The 16,323-nt window shown below is 45.4% G+C and carries 11 protein-coding genes; 8 read left to right on the forward strand and 3 right to left on the reverse strand.

Annotated elements, in window-relative coordinates; translation table 11 throughout:
• The first annotated feature begins 16 nt into the window (after positions 1-16).
• Both SFC25_RS11835 and SFC25_RS11840 read left to right on the forward strand, forming a co-directional pair.
• Complete coding sequence (locus SFC25_RS11835) at positions 17-1,444, forward strand: S41 family peptidase (RefSeq protein WP_411215597.1); 1,428 nt, start codon at positions 17-19, stop codon at positions 1,442-1,444.
• A 115-nt stretch (positions 1,445-1,559) separates the two neighbouring features.
• On the forward strand, positions 1,560-2,756 hold the full coding sequence (locus SFC25_RS11840; RefSeq protein ID WP_411215478.1) for a PDZ domain-containing protein: 1,197 nt from the start codon (positions 1,560-1,562) through the stop codon (positions 2,754-2,756).
• Between the two features lie 91 nt (positions 2,757-2,847).
• On the opposite strand, the gene SFC25_RS11845 is transcribed toward SFC25_RS11840, so the two are convergent.
• Entirely contained in the window at positions 2,848-3,663 is an 816-nt protein-coding gene (locus SFC25_RS11845; protein WP_411215479.1) for a lipid II flippase Amj family protein, read from the reverse strand.
• A gap of 177 nt (positions 3,664-3,840) precedes the next feature.
• On the opposite strand from SFC25_RS11845, the gene SFC25_RS11850 reads away from it, so the two are divergent.
• Together SFC25_RS11850 and SFC25_RS11855 are read left to right on the forward strand one after the other, a co-directional pair.
• Positions 3,841-4,635 (forward strand): sporulation protein, encoded by a 795-nt coding sequence (locus tag SFC25_RS11850; RefSeq protein ID WP_411215480.1) that lies wholly within the window; start codon positions 3,841-3,843, stop codon positions 4,633-4,635.
• A gap of 39 nt (positions 4,636-4,674) precedes the next feature.
• Complete coding sequence (locus SFC25_RS11855) at positions 4,675-5,079, forward strand: HIT family protein (protein WP_411215481.1); 405 nt, start codon at positions 4,675-4,677, stop codon at positions 5,077-5,079.
• A 35-nt stretch (positions 5,080-5,114) separates the two neighbouring features.
• Here SFC25_RS11855 and SFC25_RS11860 read toward each other — a convergent pair whose 3' ends face one another.
• Together SFC25_RS11860 and SFC25_RS11865 are read right to left on the reverse strand one after the other, a co-directional pair.
• Positions 5,115-8,318, reverse strand: coding sequence for a DEAD/DEAH box helicase (locus SFC25_RS11860; RefSeq protein WP_411215482.1), 3,204 nt, complete (start codon positions 8,316-8,318; stop codon positions 5,115-5,117).
• A gap of 125 nt (positions 8,319-8,443) precedes the next feature.
• Positions 8,444-8,938: a PTS sugar transporter subunit IIA gene (locus tag SFC25_RS11865; RefSeq protein ID WP_411215483.1), complete on the reverse strand. Its 495-nt coding sequence runs from the start codon at positions 8,936-8,938 to the stop codon at positions 8,444-8,446.
• A 255-nt stretch (positions 8,939-9,193) separates the two neighbouring features.
• Here SFC25_RS11865 and SFC25_RS11870 point away from each other — a divergent pair, with 255 nt between their 5' ends.
• The 4 genes from SFC25_RS11870 (at position 9,194) to SFC25_RS11885 (ending at position 16,309) form a co-directional block, all read left to right on the forward strand.
• On the forward strand, positions 9,194-10,783 hold the full coding sequence (locus tag SFC25_RS11870) for a peptide chain release factor 3 (protein WP_411215598.1): 1,590 nt from the start codon (positions 9,194-9,196) through the stop codon (positions 10,781-10,783).
• 170 nt (positions 10,784-10,953) lie between these two features.
• On the forward strand, positions 10,954-12,942 hold the full coding sequence (uvrB, locus tag SFC25_RS11875; RefSeq protein WP_411215484.1) for an excinuclease ABC subunit UvrB: 1,989 nt from the start codon (positions 10,954-10,956) through the stop codon (positions 12,940-12,942).
• Between the two features lie 5 nt (positions 12,943-12,947).
• Positions 12,948-15,827: an excinuclease ABC subunit UvrA gene (gene uvrA / locus SFC25_RS11880; RefSeq protein ID WP_411215485.1), complete on the forward strand. Its 2,880-nt coding sequence runs from the start codon at positions 12,948-12,950 to the stop codon at positions 15,825-15,827.
• Between the two features lie 134 nt (positions 15,828-15,961).
• On the forward strand, positions 15,962-16,309 hold the full coding sequence (locus SFC25_RS11885) for a YojF family protein (protein WP_411215486.1): 348 nt from the start codon (positions 15,962-15,964) through the stop codon (positions 16,307-16,309).
• Positions 16,310-16,323: the final 14 nt, after the last annotated feature.

Raw genomic sequence — 16,323 nt, forward strand, 5'->3', positions numbered from 1 at the left:
AGAGGCGAACGTGCAGATTAGAAAAACGACATTTGTGATAGCGATCATTGTGGCATTGATTGTCGGAGCAAGCGGCAGCTATGCTTTTACATCATATGCAGGTAAGAAAGAGCCTGGATTTCAATCAGCATCAGATGATTCAAGCAGTCTGACAGAGGTGGAAAATGCGTACGAGCTCATCAAGGATAATGCGTTAGCCAAGCCGGATGCGCAGCAGCTGCAGGAAGGTGCGATACAGGGAATGCTGGAGACATTGGATGATCCGTACAGTTCCTTCTTGGATGAAGAATCCTCTACACAGCTGAATCAGCAGCTTGAGTCTTCGTTTGAAGGTATCGGGGCCGAAGTAAGCATGGTAGATAAACAGGTAACGATTGTGGCGCCAATCAAGGATTCGCCCGCAGAGGATGCCGGGTTGCGTCCAAATGACCAAGTACTGGAAGTAGATGGAGATTCCCTGCAGGGGCTGGATTTGCAGGAAGCAGTAAATAAAATCCGCGGTGAAAAAGGGACGACCGTGACTTTATCCGTTAAGAGACCTGGTGTATCTGAGGAATTGAAGATTGATGTAACTCGTGATGAGATTCCAGTAGAAACTGTCTACGCAGATACAAAAGAAGTGAATGGCAAAAAAGCCGGTGTCTTGGAAATCACATCTTTCTCCGAGAGTACAGCTGATGAATTCAAGACAGCGCTGGATAAACTTGAGCAAGAAGGTATCGAAGGTTTAACTATCGACGTTCGCGGTAATCCAGGAGGGATATTGACGACGGTAGAAGATATTCTGAAGAACTTTGTGACAAAAGATAAGCCATATTTGCAAATTGAAGATAAAAACGGTGAAAAGCAGGAGTTTTATACAGAATTGAACGAGAAGAAGGATTATCCGATCAATATTTTGATTGATGAAGGAAGTGCTTCTGCATCTGAAATTCTTGCTGGTGCGATGAATCAAGCTGGCGGTTATGAGCTGATAGGTAAAACGACATTCGGAAAAGGCACGGTGCAGCAAACAGTGCCGTTAGAGAATCAGTCAATGCTTAAACTGACGCTCTACAAATGGCTGACACCTAATGGAGACTGGATCCATGAAAAAGGTATCAAGCCTACTGTCGACGTTGATCAGCCAGCGTACTTCTACAGTTCTCCAATCCAATTGGATGAAAACGAGAAGCTGGCATTCAATGATAATAATGATAAGATCAAGAATCTGCAAATCATGCTGGATGGACTCGGCTATGATCCAAGCCGTAAAGACGGCTATTTCAATGAAAAGACTGAAACAGCAGTCAAGCAGTTCCAGCAGGATAATGATTTGCAGTCTACAGGTGAAGTGGATCAGGAAACAGCAGATTTGCTTCAAACAAAAATCATCGAGCAAGTACGTGATGGCAAGCATGATAACCAAATGGACAAAGCTCTCCAAGAGCTCTTTGCTAACTGAGAAAAAGCCTTCCTTCTTTATGAAGGAGGCTTTTTCTATTGTCATAGGAAAACAAGAAGTATCATGTTAGAATAGACAGTATACATACGAGTTGGTTTATAGGGAGAGACACAAAATGGTGAATGATTGGTTGACCGAACTGCTTTATGGGATCGGAAACTTCTTTTTAAATCCGCTGCTTTATTGGGCAGTACTGCTGACTCTGTTTGTTTCCAACCGCAGAATCAGGAAAGAGCGGAACAACTTTGGAACGAAGGTATTCGGGTTCGGCAAAGAGTGGACAGGCACATGGATATTGTCGCTCGTTTTTGGACTATTGCTTACAGCCGTGAGTATTGGAGCAGGCATCGTCATTGCGCCGGCTGTCGTACTATTAGTCAGTGCAGTAACGATCCTGCTGACATTGCTGCTACGTTTCACTTGGCTGTCATCCGCTTATATCTTCGGATTCAGTTTTCTGCTCGCCATGGGTGCAGCGCCATATGCTGCTGACTACTTGCCGGCTGGATGGGCAGATGACTTGTCAGGGCTTAATTGGATCAGTTTTGCACTAATCATGAGCATCGTTATGCTGGCGGAAGCTGTGCTGCTGCTTACAACCAAACGAGAGGATACGCTGCCCGAGCTGATGAAAGGTCCTCGCGGACGCTGGATCGGCCAGCATCGCTTCCGTAAGCTGCTTTTCATTCCGTTCTTCTTGTTAGTGCCAGCGGGCGCAATTGAACCTTTTGCTCCTTGGTGGCCGTTCTTCCATCTGAACGGAGAAAGCTACGGACTGCTGCTTGTGCCGCTTTTGACTGGTATAGATGGCTTTGCCAAAGGACGTCCTGCATTCATTGAAGCCCGGAAGCAAGGTAAGATGGTTCTGATCCTTGCATTGCTTACGCTTGCAGTAAGCTTGGGAAGTATCTATTCTTATTATTTCGCTATTGCGGCCTTCGTCATCGCACTTATCGGCAGGGAAGCCATCACGCTTACCTTCCGAAACAAAGATCGCAAGCGTGCGATGTATTATACGGAGAGCAGCGATGGACTGTTTGTCCTTGCAGTCATTCCCGAAAGTCCGGCTGACAGGCTTGGTCTGCTTACAGGTGAGCGAATCGAAAAAGTGAATGGTATTCGTGTATCGACGGAACGTGCATTTTATGAAGCCGTGCAATCGAACAGCCAATATTGTAAGATGGAAATTCGGGATGAACGAGGCGAAATACGGATTAAACAGCGAGCGATGTATGAAGGCGAGCCGCATGAACTTGGAATCATCTTTGTACAGGAACAGCATAAGAAGAAAGCTGTGCCTATGAGCAGCTAATCAAATTTGATAATTAAAAGAGCCCGCTTAACTGAGTATAGTTAAGCGGGCTCTTTCACTTTGTTGTAAGGACTTCGGCATTGGTTTTTTCTTAAACTATGAATTTTGTGAACCAAGCTATGTATTCTGCTCCCCATATAAAAAACACCTGGGCAAGCAATGTTCCCAACAGCCTGGACGTTACCATCATTAGTGACATGCTTTTTAGTTTGTTGTAGCTTCCTCTTTGATTCACGACATCGTCTGCTATGACAGACAATTTAGGATCTATAAAAACAACCAGCAGTATTGTTGCTATTCCATTTATTAATCCTGATGCCATGATAGATGTAGTCCCTCTTTCTGGAGCTAATAAGGATGCGTATAAAGCTGCAAATACACCAATAGTGTAGATTGCGGTTATTATCATATTTACTAAGAAGAGCCTTACTGGGATGTCCTTAATTTTCGTATCGCGTAAATAAGAAAACTTCGGAAGACTGAAATGCGTAATCCCGCGTTTTATGTAATGCAAAGAAAAGATTCTTTTCATTAAAGAAGGAACAGAGCCCTTTTCCTCGGATAAATAAATGATTGCTCTTGAGAATAGTGCGATGAAAGTAGGCAGTAAGATGATACCGAACGCTGTTCCAACTGTTGATGCGCCAATAAGGAGACGAAATTGCATTTCTGCAAACTCTAGTGTATTTTCTTTTGGTGCATTATCAATCAGACTGCCTGTGAATGGCTGCTGCATCATATTCGCCATTCTTGAAAATATGACCATTATGTTAAAGAGGGATAGTGCGGATGCAATCATTCTGACTCTTGCACCGGATAATCGTACAGCATAAGCCAGCGTTTCTATGGAGTGGATAATAAAAATAAACAAAGCAATAAACAATAATTTTTCGGATATGATTTCCATTGCATAACCTTCTTTTTATAAATTGGCTCATTTTGGCCTTTGGTGGAAAGTTTGAGTATTAATAATACCATAAAAAGTAAAATATCCCTTTTAATTTTAAGTATTGATAAAGGATAATTGAAACTATTTTCCACCCCACGCGTATACAGTCTAACCAATAATATGAGGTGATTATATATGTCTATTTTTAATAAATTGATTGCTAGTGTTGGAATTGGATCTGCTAAGGTGGATACAAAAATCAGGAATAATTATTTCGTTCAAGGTGAGATCCTGGATGGTGTCGTTGAGATTAAGGGCGGCGTAACCGATCAGGAGATCGACTCTATTAAGCTTAAATTGATGACGGTGTATGGACATGAGGATAGTGATCGTCTGTCCCGAGCTGTTGTCTATACGCATAAGGTGAATGAGCCGTTTATTATATCAAAAGGGGAAAGAAAAGAGATTCCGTTCGCTTTTCGAATTCCGTTGGATGCACCGATCACGATGCAGGATCCCGAGACCTTCAAAAATGTGCCGCCAGTTTGGATCGACACGGATGTAGACGTGAAGAACGCAGTTGATTTAAGTGATATAGATCATATATCGATTGAGCCTACAGAAGTGCATGAAACGATTATTGATGCGATAAAGGTAATTGGATTCAGATTCAGGCAGATGGAGAATCAGAAGCCACCATATGGAATCAAGATCGCCAGACCGTATATCCAGCAGTACGAATTCATACCTACTCATGGAAGATACTTAAAGAAACTTGATGAACTGGAGGTTTATATCCTGCAGGACGAGTATGAGACAACGATTCATTTTGAAATTGACAAGCGAAGCAGAGGAATGTTTTCGTCTCTAGTGGAGAATTTGAATCTAGACGAGCATAGAGGAAGCGTTACGTTCAAGAATGAAGAAATCTTGAGTAATAGAAGTCTGGTGAGTGATAAGTTCGACGAAATAATTGAATCTGTATTATAAAAGGAAGCTTCGGCCTGATTGATTTTTAGGAGGGGTAAGATGTCATACGATTTACAATGTCCCTTATGCAACCCACAGAAAGACAGTCAACAAGTCATTGTCCTGGAAAATGAAACATGTCTCTTTCTGCAGCACGATAAACACCAGGATATTTTAGTTGGCTCCGGTTTGATCGTTCCCAAGAAACACCATACAGATACCTTTGCACTAACAAAGGAGGAGTGGAACGATACATATGATCTGCTGCAGGATGCAAAGAAAATTTTAGATGATAAATATGCGCCGGAGGGCTATACACTTGGCTGGAATGTAGGGAAGGTCTCAAATCAAGAGATCCTTCACTGCCATCTTCACGTTATACCAAGATACAATGATGAGCCTTTAGCTGGTAAGGGCATACGATACTGGTTGAAACAAGAGGAGAATAGAAGAGTAATTCCATAAATTAAAGGAGCAAGCCATTGGGGCTTGCTCCTTTCTTATTCTACCTGCATCGATAGCAGGCTGCGTATTTCTTCTTCGGAAAGTGTGTTCAGCATCGTTTCACCAGGCTGGATGATTTGATCAACAAGTGCCCGTTTACGCTGCTGTAATTCAAAGATGCGTTCCTCGATTGTACCGCGTGTGAGCAGGCGGATCACTTGGACGACATTTTTCTGTCCGATGCGGTGAGCACGTCCGGCTGCTTGCTCCTCAACGGCTGGGTTCCACCATAAGTCGAAGAGGATAACAGTGTCTGCACCTGTCAGATTCAGCCCTGTGCCTCCAGCTTTCAAGCTGATCAGGAAGCCATCTTTTTCGCCATCATTGAATGCTTCTGCCATCTGCATTCTCTCTTTGGCAGGTGTACTGCCGTCCAGATAGAAGACATCCGTATCATCCAGTGCCCGCTGGATGATTCCGAGCATGCTGGCAAACTGGGAGAAAATCAAGAATCGTTTATTGCTTTGCTTCAACTCCCGGATAACCTCCAGCAGCTGCTCCAATTTACCTGATTGACCGCTGTAGTTCTCGATGAATAATGATGGGTGACAGCAGATTTGGCGCAATCGTGTCAGCCCGGCCAGTATTTCCAATTTACCGCGGTCGAAGCCTTTCTCGGCGATTGTCTGATCGATCTTCCTTCTAATCCGCTCCAGATACGCCACATAAACTTCTTTTTGTTCCTGCGTAAGATCGGAATAGTTCGTTGTCTCGATTTTTTCCGGAAGCTCATGCAGCACATCTGTCTTAACACGTCTCAAGATGAAAGGGCGTGTCATGCGAGCAATTTTTTCCGGTTCCAAATCGGTGAATGACCTTCGGCTCCGGAATAGACCAGGCGATATAGTGTGGAAGATCGACCACAGTTCCTCGAGCCTATTTTCGATTGGGGTGCCGCTCAGTGCAAATCGTTTCCCTGCTTGAATCAGTCCTACTGCTTTGGCGGTCTGCGTTGCATGGTTTTTGATTGCCTGTGCTTCATCCAATATCAAACTGTCGAATACTTGGCCTGCGTACACATGATGATCAATCCGCAATAAAGGATAAGACGTGATGATAATATCATGCTCTTCCAGCTGGGAAAGCTGCTCCTGCCGTTCTGCAGCAGAACCGGAAATGACAAGTGTACGCATACTTGGAGCGAATTTCTCGAATTCCTTCTGCCAGTTGTAGAGCAGGGAGGAAGGTACAACAATCAAAGCGGGTCGTGCTGCTGGATTCGCTTCTCGTTCGGACGTGAGATACGTAATCGTCTGCAGTGTTTTTCCGAGTCCCATATCATCTGCCAGAATACCGCCGAGTCCGTAATATGCGAGTGTTTTCATCCATTTGAAGCCGGTCAGCTGATAATCCCGCAGAGTTGCCTGCAATCCGGAAGGCAAGTCAAACTCGATTTGTTCCGGATGGCGAAGCCGCTCAATCAGCGTCTGGAATGCGGCTTCCATTTCAGCTCCGCGGAGAGACTCCTCTACTTGCATACTTTGGGCGATAGGAACGAAGATTTGCTGATTGCTCAGTTGGTTCTTTTTAATTTGCAGCTGCTCCAGGAAATCCTGGAAGTTCTCCATGGATTCCTGCTCCAAATCAAGCAATGCACCATCTGGGATACGGTAATATCTTTTCTTCTCTACCATGGCCTGCAGCACATTGCTAATATGTGCCTCTGATAGACCGGAAACATCAAAGCTGATCTCCAGCATCCCTTTTTCCTGCTGCAGTCTGACGGAAGAGGACACCTCATGCTGATCATCGGCCTGCATAGCTTGCACCCGGCTTGAAATATACACTTCCGCCACTTCTTGTAAAGCTGGCAGATGCTCATGGAGGAACACATACATATACTCTACATTGAGCAAGTGGAAACGGCCTTTTGAAAAGCGGAATCCAGCTGCATGTAATTGCTGAAGTACTTTATCTTCCCTGGCTGGCTGCCGTTTGATGACTGGCATGTCTGTCTGTTGCTGTCCAGGCTGTATGACATGGTCGCCATAATGGAAAGACACGCTGGCATGCAGTACATCGTCTGTTTCATCCAAAAAGACTTTAGCGACAAGAGGAGCCATCTCGACTTTGCTGCGGACTGTGTCAGCGACATGCACATGTCCGATTTGTTCCAGCTTGCCAACAACCTGAGATACAAAACGGTCCACGTTTTTATCTGATACAGTTTGCGGTGTGTCGTGTCGGTAAGGAAGGATGGCGAACAGTTCCTTGACCAATTCCCGCTGGTCGGGAGGTACCGGATACAAGGTGTCACCCTTGACCAAGTAATGATAGTTTTTGATATATTCGTAAGCTGCGATATCCTGTACGCCGAGCTGCAGCATGTCGTCTTCATCCGTTGACAAATAGAAGTCCAGCCGTGCTGGCTGGCTGCTCACTTGGAATGTATCCATCGGTTCTGTATGCAGCAAATGAAGTGATGCTCCGGCATCCGCAAGCTGCGGCAGCAAATTCTTTGCTAAGGAAGGCGTCAGTTTGATCGCGCGTTTTTCCGATTGGAGGGAAGATCCTGTGAAATCATGGATCATACTATTTTCACAAGCTTCCAGTAATCGCTCCAGGATAGCTTTGTCCTCGGGTGTAACAATATGCACACGCGGATCGAATGCAAAACTCGGCGTCAGCTGATAGCGGGTTTGATGCAGCACGCTTCGGAGAAAGTCCTCAGCCAGGCGCACGATATAAGTACGGGCAGTACCAGCCTTCAGTTCGACCTCGAAGACTGTATTGCCGTTCGTTTGCATAAAACGCTGTTCGACCTTATATTCCAGCTTCAATGTTTCGGGAGGCTTGGATGTCAACCGTTCGGCAGGAGATACGAATGCTTGCACAAGCCGATCCGTAAAATCGGTTTGACGGGCTGCTGTCGGTGCCGCTGTTTCTTCCGTAACAGTGTATCCGTTACTGTCAAAACGGTTCCGGCTGACTGCGATCAAAACGGCAGCGATATGCTTGCATGTGTAATGGGTGTGATAGGCGGGACAGCTGCAGACACCATCAAGATCGTCGTCCTCAAAGAAGAAAATCCGTACAGGATAGTTTTCGGTGCCGCGGACAACAGCTTTCCACTGATTGATGGATGGTGTGAAGCTCAGTCCTTGTACGCGCCCTTTATTGACATACTCCAATCCTCTTCGGTAGAATCGATCGCCTGTCACTTTGATGATATCTTGTTTGTCGAGAAAATAAGATTGCATGAAAGCCCAGTCTCCAGTCTAAAAAAATCATTATCCTATCATTATAACAGATATAGCTATAGCCTTCCCTAACAGGATAAAAATAGGACAAAATAAAAATGGCAGCACAGGGCTGCCATTTCACTTTATTTCTTTTTGACTTGGAATATCTGGGTTTCCCCAGCAATCGCTTGATCCGGGTATAGGGCTTCCAATGTATATTCGCTTGCTTCGTAATTGGTGATGATCACCGGAGTGATGCTGCTTTTCGCATTTGCTTCGATGAATGCTTTTTCGAAGGTGACCAGCTTATCGCCAGCAGAGACTTTATCTCCCGCTTTGACAAAAGTCTCGAAACCTTCTCCCTTGAGATTGACAGTATCCAGACCAATATGGAGGAGCAGTTCCAATCCCATTGCTGTTTTCAAGCCGATGGCATGCTTTGTTTCGAAAACTTGAACGACTTCTGCATCAATCGGACTGACGATAGTCTCATCTGTCGGTTCAATAGCGATACCGTCACCCATCATCTTCTCGGCAAATACCGGATCGGGCACTTCCTCCAGCGGGACTGCTCTTCCATTGACAGGGCTTACAAAACTTTCTTCCGTAATATTCTTACCGAATAGTTTCTTTAGCATAATATGTCTCTCCTCGGAATAGATCGAATTTTAATGAAAATCTTATTAAATATCATATTAAAGCGTTTTCTCCCTGTGGGTCAATGAAAAACCATCCAGTCAGTTGGATATTGCCTAAAAGCGCTAACATTAGGTATAGTAGAGAAAGACTGATTTTTTGAGCGGAAATGAGGTTTGACGCAGTGTGATATAAGAAATCAATCACAAAGACAATCAGGCTATACGAATGATAATAGAACGGTAGGTAATGAACCGATGCAAATAAAAGAAGAAGTACAAAAACGCAAGACATTCGCCATCATCTCCCACCCGGATGCCGGGAAGACGACAATGACTGAGAAATTGCTCGTTTTCGGGAATTTGATTCGTACTGCAGGTACGGTAAAAGGAAAGAAATCAGGTAAGTTCGCAACATCCGACTGGATGGAAATCGAAAAGCAGCGTGGGATTTCCGTTACATCATCTGTCATGAATTTCCCTTATAAAGATTATCAAGTGAATATCCTGGATACACCAGGACACGAAGACTTCAGTGAAGATACGTATCGTACACTCACTGCTGTGGATAGTGTTGTTATGATCATCGATGCGACAAAAGGTATCGAAGCACAAACGCTGAAGCTTTTCAAAGTATGCCGTATGCGCGGAATTCCGATCTTTACGTTCATCAACAAGCTTGACCGGGAAGGCCGGGAGCCGCTGGAGCTTTTAGAGGAAATCGAAAGTGTATTGGATATCGAGACGTATCCAATGAACTGGCCAGCAGGAATGGGCAAACGTTTCCTGGGTATTTTCGATAGATACAACAAGCAATTTGTCCGCTTTAACGGAAATGAAGAAGAAACATTCATTCCTTATGACCAGCTGGATGATCCGCAGTATGCTGATTTAACTGGTGAATCTACATTTGAAGACACAAAAGGCGAACTGGAGCTTTTGGAAGAGGCTGGCGATCAATTCTCATTGGATCGTGTGCTAGCTGGTAAACAGACACCCGTATTCTTTGGAAGTGCACTTGCACCTTTCGGGGTACAGACTTTCTTTGATACATTCGTCAATCTTGCACCTGCGCCAGGCAGCCGTCGTACGACAGAAGGTATCGTTTCTCCTGAGAAAGAAGAGTTCTCCGGATTCATCTTTAAGATCCAGGCGAACATGAATCCGGCTCACCGTGACCGGATCGCATTCCTTCGTGTCTGCTCAGGAAAATTCGAGCGTGGCATGAGCGTCCAGCTCTCCCGCTCAGCGAAGCCGATCAAGCTTTCCCAGTCGCAGCAATTCGTCGCATCATCCCGTGATACGGTCGAAGAAGCATATGCTGGAGATATCATCGGTATTTATGATCCGAACATTTACCGAATCGGGGACACACTCATCGAAGGGAAAGCTAATTTCGAATTTGATGAGCTGCCGCAATTCCCGCCGGAAGTATTCAAGAAGGTTACCGCCAAGAATGTTATGAAAGCCAAGCAGTTCCAAAAAGGTATCGAGCAGCTTGTGCAAGAAGGAGCAATCCAGCTGTTCCGCGGAAAACGTGATAACAGCTATATACTAGGTGCAGTCGGAGAGCTTCAGTACGAAGTATTCGAATATCGAATGAAAAACGAGTATAATGTAGAAGTGGTATTGGAATCGATGGGAGAACGCATTCCTCGCTGGCTGAAAGCCGAGCAAGTGGATGAACGTCTATTCGACGAGCGCAGTCTGCTCGCACAGGATCGCGAAGGGGATTACTTGGCTTTGTTCAAGAATGATTTCGCCCTCCGCTGGTTCACGGATAAGAATCCGAAAATCGATTTGATTGATCTATTCGAGGTCAACCAATACGATCAAGCTTCTAACTAATAATAAAGCCGTCAATTTTTGGCGGCTTTTTGCTATCTATTTGTTTATGATTCGTATATTAGGTAAACATCTATACTAGCGGGTTGTGAGATTTTAAACGAATGTTTGTTCGTGTTTTTATATATTTTATGCTATGATGAAAATAGCAAACAGAACGGAGGAATTTGGCATTGAAGGAAAAGGAAACGTTTGAGTTAGTATCCAAATATAGCCCTCAAGGTGACCAGCCGAGGGCAATTGATCGTCTTGTCGAGGGCATCAATCAAAATAAGCGGCATCAGACATTGCTTGGAGCGACTGGTACCGGTAAGACGTTCACCATATCGAACATGGTGAAGGAAATTAACCGCCCGACCCTTGTCATTGCCCATAACAAAACATTGGCGGGTCAGCTGTACAGTGAGTTCAAGGAATTTTTCCCGAACAACGCTGTTGAATATTTCGTCAGTTATTATGATTACTATCAGCCGGAAGCATACGTACCGCAGACAGATACCTTCATTGAGAAGGACGCAAGCATCAATGATGAAATCGATAAACTGCGCCACTCCGCCACATCTGCTCTTTTCGAGCGCAATGATGTGCTGATCGTGGCAAGTGTGTCCTGTATTTATGGTTTAGGTTCCCCGGAGGAATATAAGAGCCAGGTGCTGTCTGTCCGTGTCGGCATGGAGAAGGATCGGGATGAACTGCTCCGTAATTTGGTTGACATCCAATATGCGCGTAATGATATCGACTTCCAGCGCGGAACATTCCGTGTGCGCGGAGATTCTGTCGAAGTCATTCCAGCTTCGAAAGAAGAGCATTGCATCCGTTTCGAGTTTTTCGGAGATGAAATTGACCGTATCCGCGAGGTGGATGCGCTGACAGGCGAAATCATCGGCGACCGCGAACATGTCGCTATTTTCCCTGCTTCCCACTTCGTAACACGTGAAGAGAACCTTAAGAAGGCAATCGTTAACATTGAAAAAGAGCTTGAAGATCAGCTTAAAGTCTTCAAAGAGCAAGGAAAACTGCTGGAAGCGCAACGCCTTGAGCAGCGGACGAACTACGATTTGGAAATGATGCGCGAAATGGGCTTTTGTTCGGGTATTGAAAACTACTCTGCCCAGCTTACCTTCCGCGAACGCGGAGCGACACCTTATACGCTGCTGGACTTTTTTCCGGACGATTTCCTGGTGGTTGTGGATGAGTCCCATGTTACGCTGCCGCAAATAAGGGGAATGTTCAATGGAGACCAAGCGCGTAAAAAAGTGCTTGTGGACCATGGATTCCGTCTGCCATCCGCAATGGACAACCGTCCGCTCAAATTCGATGAATTCGAGAAGAAAACAGAGCAGCTTGTGTATGTCTCTGCAACCCCGGGTCCTTATGAAATCGAGCATACACCAGAGATGGTCGAGCAGATTATCCGGCCGACAGGATTGCTTGATCCGGAAATCGACATCCGTCCGATTGAAGGACAGATCGATGATATCATCAGTGAAATCTATAAACGAACGGAAAAGAATGAACGTGTGCTCATCACGACGCTGACGAAAAAAATGTCCGAGGATTTAACCGATTATCTAAAAGAAATCGGCATAAAAGTCGCGTACTTGCATTCAGAAATCAAGACGCTGGAACGAATTGAAGTCATCCGTGACTTGCGCGTCGGGAAGTATGATGTCCTTGTCGGAATCAACTTGCTGCGGGAGGGTTTGGACATCCCGGAAGTTTCCCTTGTTGCCATCCTGGATGCCGATAAAGAAGGCTTCCTTCGATCTGAGCGTTCCTTGATCCAGACAATGGGCCGGGCAGCTCGTAACGAGAACGGGCATGTCATCATGTATGCCGATAAAATTACCGATAGTATGCAAAAAGCGATGGATGAGACACTTCGACGACGTGAAATCCAAATCGCTTACAATAAAGAGCATGGCATCACACCGCGCACAATCCAGAAGGAAGTACGGGATGTTATCAAGGCAACGATTAGTTCCGAAGAGTCTGGAACGAATAAGAAAGATGCACCGGACTTGACGAAGCTTACGAAGAAAGAAAAAGAAAAAGTCATAGCCGAGATGGAAAAAGAGATGAAACAGGCTGCACGCGACCTCAATTTCGAGCGCGCTGCCGAGCTTCGTGATCTTGTATTGGAACTAAAAGTGGAAGGGTGAAGAAAGTGGCGAAGAAAAATATTTCAGTCAGAGGCGCCCGCGCCAATAACTTAAAAAATATCGATGTCGATATACCAAAGGATAGTCTAGTCGTGTTGACTGGACTGTCTGGATCAGGGAAATCCTCGCTTGCTTTTGATACCATCTATGCGGAAGGACAGCGGCGGTATGTGGAATCTTTATCCGCATATGCCCGCCAGTTCCTTGGCCAGATGGACAAGCCCGATGTGGATTCCATCGAAGGCTTGTCGCCGGCTATCAGTATCGATCAGAAAACTACAAGCAAGAACCCGCGTTCCACTGTTGGAACCGTTACGGAAATCTATGATTACCTGCGTCTTTTGTATGCAAGGGTCGGACGTCCGACTTGTCCGCGGCATGGCATAGAAATCAGCTCCCAAACAGTGGAACAAATGGCTGATCGTATTTTGGAATTCCCGGAACGTTCCCGCTTACAGGTTCTTGCACCTGTGGTTTCAGGTAAAAAAGGCGAGCATGTCAAAGTGCTCGAAAAGCTGAAAGCGGAAGGCTATATCCGTCTTCGTGTTGATGGCGAAATGATGGAAATCAGTGATGACATCAAGCTGGAGAAAACAAAGAAACATTCCATTGAAGTTGTTGTCGACCGTATTGTCATCAAAGAAGGCGTTACTGGCCGTTTGACGGATTCCTTGGAAACCGCTCTTACGCTTGGCGATGGCCGAGTCATCGTGGACGTGATGGGCGTCGAGGAATTGCTTTTCAGTGAGCATCATGCTTGTCCGATTTGCGGATTCTCCATTGGGGAACTGGAGCCGCGCATGTTTTCTTTCAACAATCCATTTGGTGCTTGCCCAACTTGTGATGGACTTGGTACAAAATTGGAGGTCGATCCGGATCTTGTTATCCCTAATAAGGATTTGACACTCCGTGAAGGTGCCATTGCTGCATGGGAACCTACCAGTTCCCAGTACTATCCGAAGCTTTTGGAAGCTGCCTGCAGCCATTTTGGTATTGATATGGATGTACCGGTGAACGAACTTCCGGAGGGACAGCTTGATATCCTGATGAATGGTAAGAAAAAGGATAAGATTTTCTTCCGCTATGAAAATGATTTCGGCCGAGTCAGGGAAAGCAATATCGAGTTTGAAGGTGTGCTGACCAATATCGCACGACGGTACCGGGAAACAACATCTGATTTCATTCGCGAACAGATGGAAAAATATATGAACAACCGACCTTGTCCGAAATGCAAAGGTCATCGTCTGCGTGAGGAATCTCTTGCGGTTCTTGTCAATGGCCATCACATCAGTAATGTGACTGCCAAAAGTGTACTTGAAGTGAAGCATTTCATGGAAGATCTTGAACTGAACGAGAAGGAAAGACAAATTGCCTTCATGATTACCAAAGAGATAATCGACAGGGTCACTTTCCTGAATAATGTCGGCTTGGATTACTTGACGCTTTCCCGTTCGGCAGGAACATTGTCTGGCGGTGAAGCGCAGCGTATTCGTCTGGCTACACAGATTGGATCGGCTTTAACAGGTGTCTTGTATGTACTGGATGAGCCATCGATCGGGCTGCATCAGCGTGATAACGACAGGCTGATCGAGACGATGAAGCGGATGCGCGACCTCGGCAATACACTTGTCGTGGTAGAGCATGATGAAGATACAATGATGGAAGCGGATTGGCTTATCGATGTCGGACCTGGTGCCGGTGAGCACGGAGGGCAAATCACGAGTCAGGGTACACCTGCAAAAGTGATGAAAGATAAAAAATCCCTAACTGGGCAATATTTATCCGGAAAGAAATTCATTCCGCTGCCATTCGAACGCCGCAGTCCGGATATGGAGCGTTCCATCGAGATCATCGGGGCGGAAGAAAATAACTTGAAGAAAGCATCAGCACAGATTCCGCTTGGTCTTTTCACTGCAGTTACAGGTGTATCTGGATCAGGGAAAAGTACATTTGTTAATGAAATCTTGCACAAGACGCTTGCGCAGAAGCTTAACCGGAGCAAAATAAAGCCTGGTAAACATAAAGAAATCAAAGGCTTGGAGCATCTGGACAAAGTCATCGACATTGACCAGTCTCCAATCGGACGTACTCCTCGTTCCAACCCAGCTACGTATACAGGTGCTTTTGATGATATCCGTGATGTATATGCCAGCACGAATGCCGCAAAGGTTCGCGGTTATAAAAAAGGCCGCTTCAGCTTTAACGTAAAAGGCGGACGCTGTGAAGCTTGCCGCGGAGACGGCATCATCAAGATTGAAATGCATTTCCTTCCGGATGTTTACGTGCCATGTGAAGTCTGTCATGGTAAACGATACAACCGGGAAACGTTGGAGATTAAATATAAAGGTAAAAGTATTGCAGATGTGTTGGATATGACGATTGAAGAGGGCTTGGAGTTCTTTGCCAATATCCCGAAAATCAAGCGTAAACTGCAGACGATTTCCGATGTGGGTCTGGGCTATGTGAAACTTGGCCAGCCTGCGACGACATTGTCCGGCGGTGAGGCGCAGCGTGTGAAGCTTGCCAGTGAACTGCATAAACGTAGTAACGGTAAGACATTCTACATCTTGGATGAACCGACAACAGGCTTGCATGTGGATGATATTTCACGATTGCTGAAAGTGCTGGAGCGCATTGTGGAAAATGGCGATACAGTCCTTGTGATTGAACATAACCTCGATGTTATCAAAACAGCTGACTATCTTATCGATCTAGGTCCCGAGGGCGGAGACCGAGGCGGGGAGATTGTAGCAACAGGTACACCGGAAGAAGTGGCAGAGGTGCCTGCTTCTTACACTGGCAAGTATTTGAAGCCGATTCTTGAGCGTGATCGGGAACGTACAACCAGTCAAATAGAATACGCAACACAGGTTGCGGAACGCTAAGAGGATGCAGCGGGGCTAACGCCCGCTGTATCTTTTTACATATGCTGATCACTGAAAGACGTCAGAGTGAGCATTGCAGCGGAATTTGTAGTAAAATATTTGTTTAGATATAGCTTTGGAAGGAGCGACTTACGGTGAAGCCGATTGATTTGAATGAAGTGCAAGAACAAATAGATACATTTGCTGGAAAAAAAGTGTTTATACATCTGGAAACGACAAATGGTGCATATGCTAATCATGTAAACGAAAAAGCGTACAATGTTGGTGCTTTTATCCGGAATGCACAGATGACGTATGAGCATGGCAAGATAAAAGGTGCTGGAACGGCCTATCGCGTTGGATTGAAAACAGAGAATGGCTGGGTTTACGCCGAAGGACTGAATGCGTGGGAATTGGATGACAAGAATCGTCTGCTCATGGCTGGTCATGATCGGGAAGGCCGATTGATGGTTTCATTGGAAATAAGCGAGACAGCGTTCTAAGGAGGAGCAATAAT

This window comes from Terribacillus saccharophilus (assembly GCF_046592595.1).
GTDB classification, from domain to species: Bacteria; Bacillota; Bacilli; order Bacillales; family Amphibacillaceae; genus Terribacillus; species Terribacillus saccharophilus_C.

Bases quoted from the DNA above. Each gene is read 5' to 3' on its own strand.
- SFC25_RS11840 (WP_411215478.1), top strand. From the start codon at position 1,560: ATGGTGAATGATTGGTTGACCGAACTGCTTTATGGGATCGGAAACTTC.
- SFC25_RS11845 (WP_411215479.1), bottom strand. From the start codon at position 3,663: ATGGAAATCATATCCGAAAAATTATTGTTTATTGCTTTGTTTATTTTT.
- SFC25_RS11850 (WP_411215480.1), top strand. From the start codon at position 3,841: ATGTCTATTTTTAATAAATTGATTGCTAGTGTTGGAATTGGATCTGCT.
- SFC25_RS11855 (WP_411215481.1), top strand. From the start codon at position 4,675: ATGTCATACGATTTACAATGTCCCTTATGCAACCCACAGAAAGACAGT.
- SFC25_RS11860 (WP_411215482.1), bottom strand. From the start codon at position 8,318: ATGCAATCTTATTTTCTCGACAAACAAGATATCATCAAAGTGACAGGC.
- SFC25_RS11865 (WP_411215483.1), bottom strand. From the start codon at position 8,938: ATGCTAAAGAAACTATTCGGTAAGAATATTACGGAAGAAAGTTTTGTA.
- SFC25_RS11870 (WP_411215598.1), top strand. From the start codon at position 9,194: ATGCAAATAAAAGAAGAAGTACAAAAACGCAAGACATTCGCCATCATC.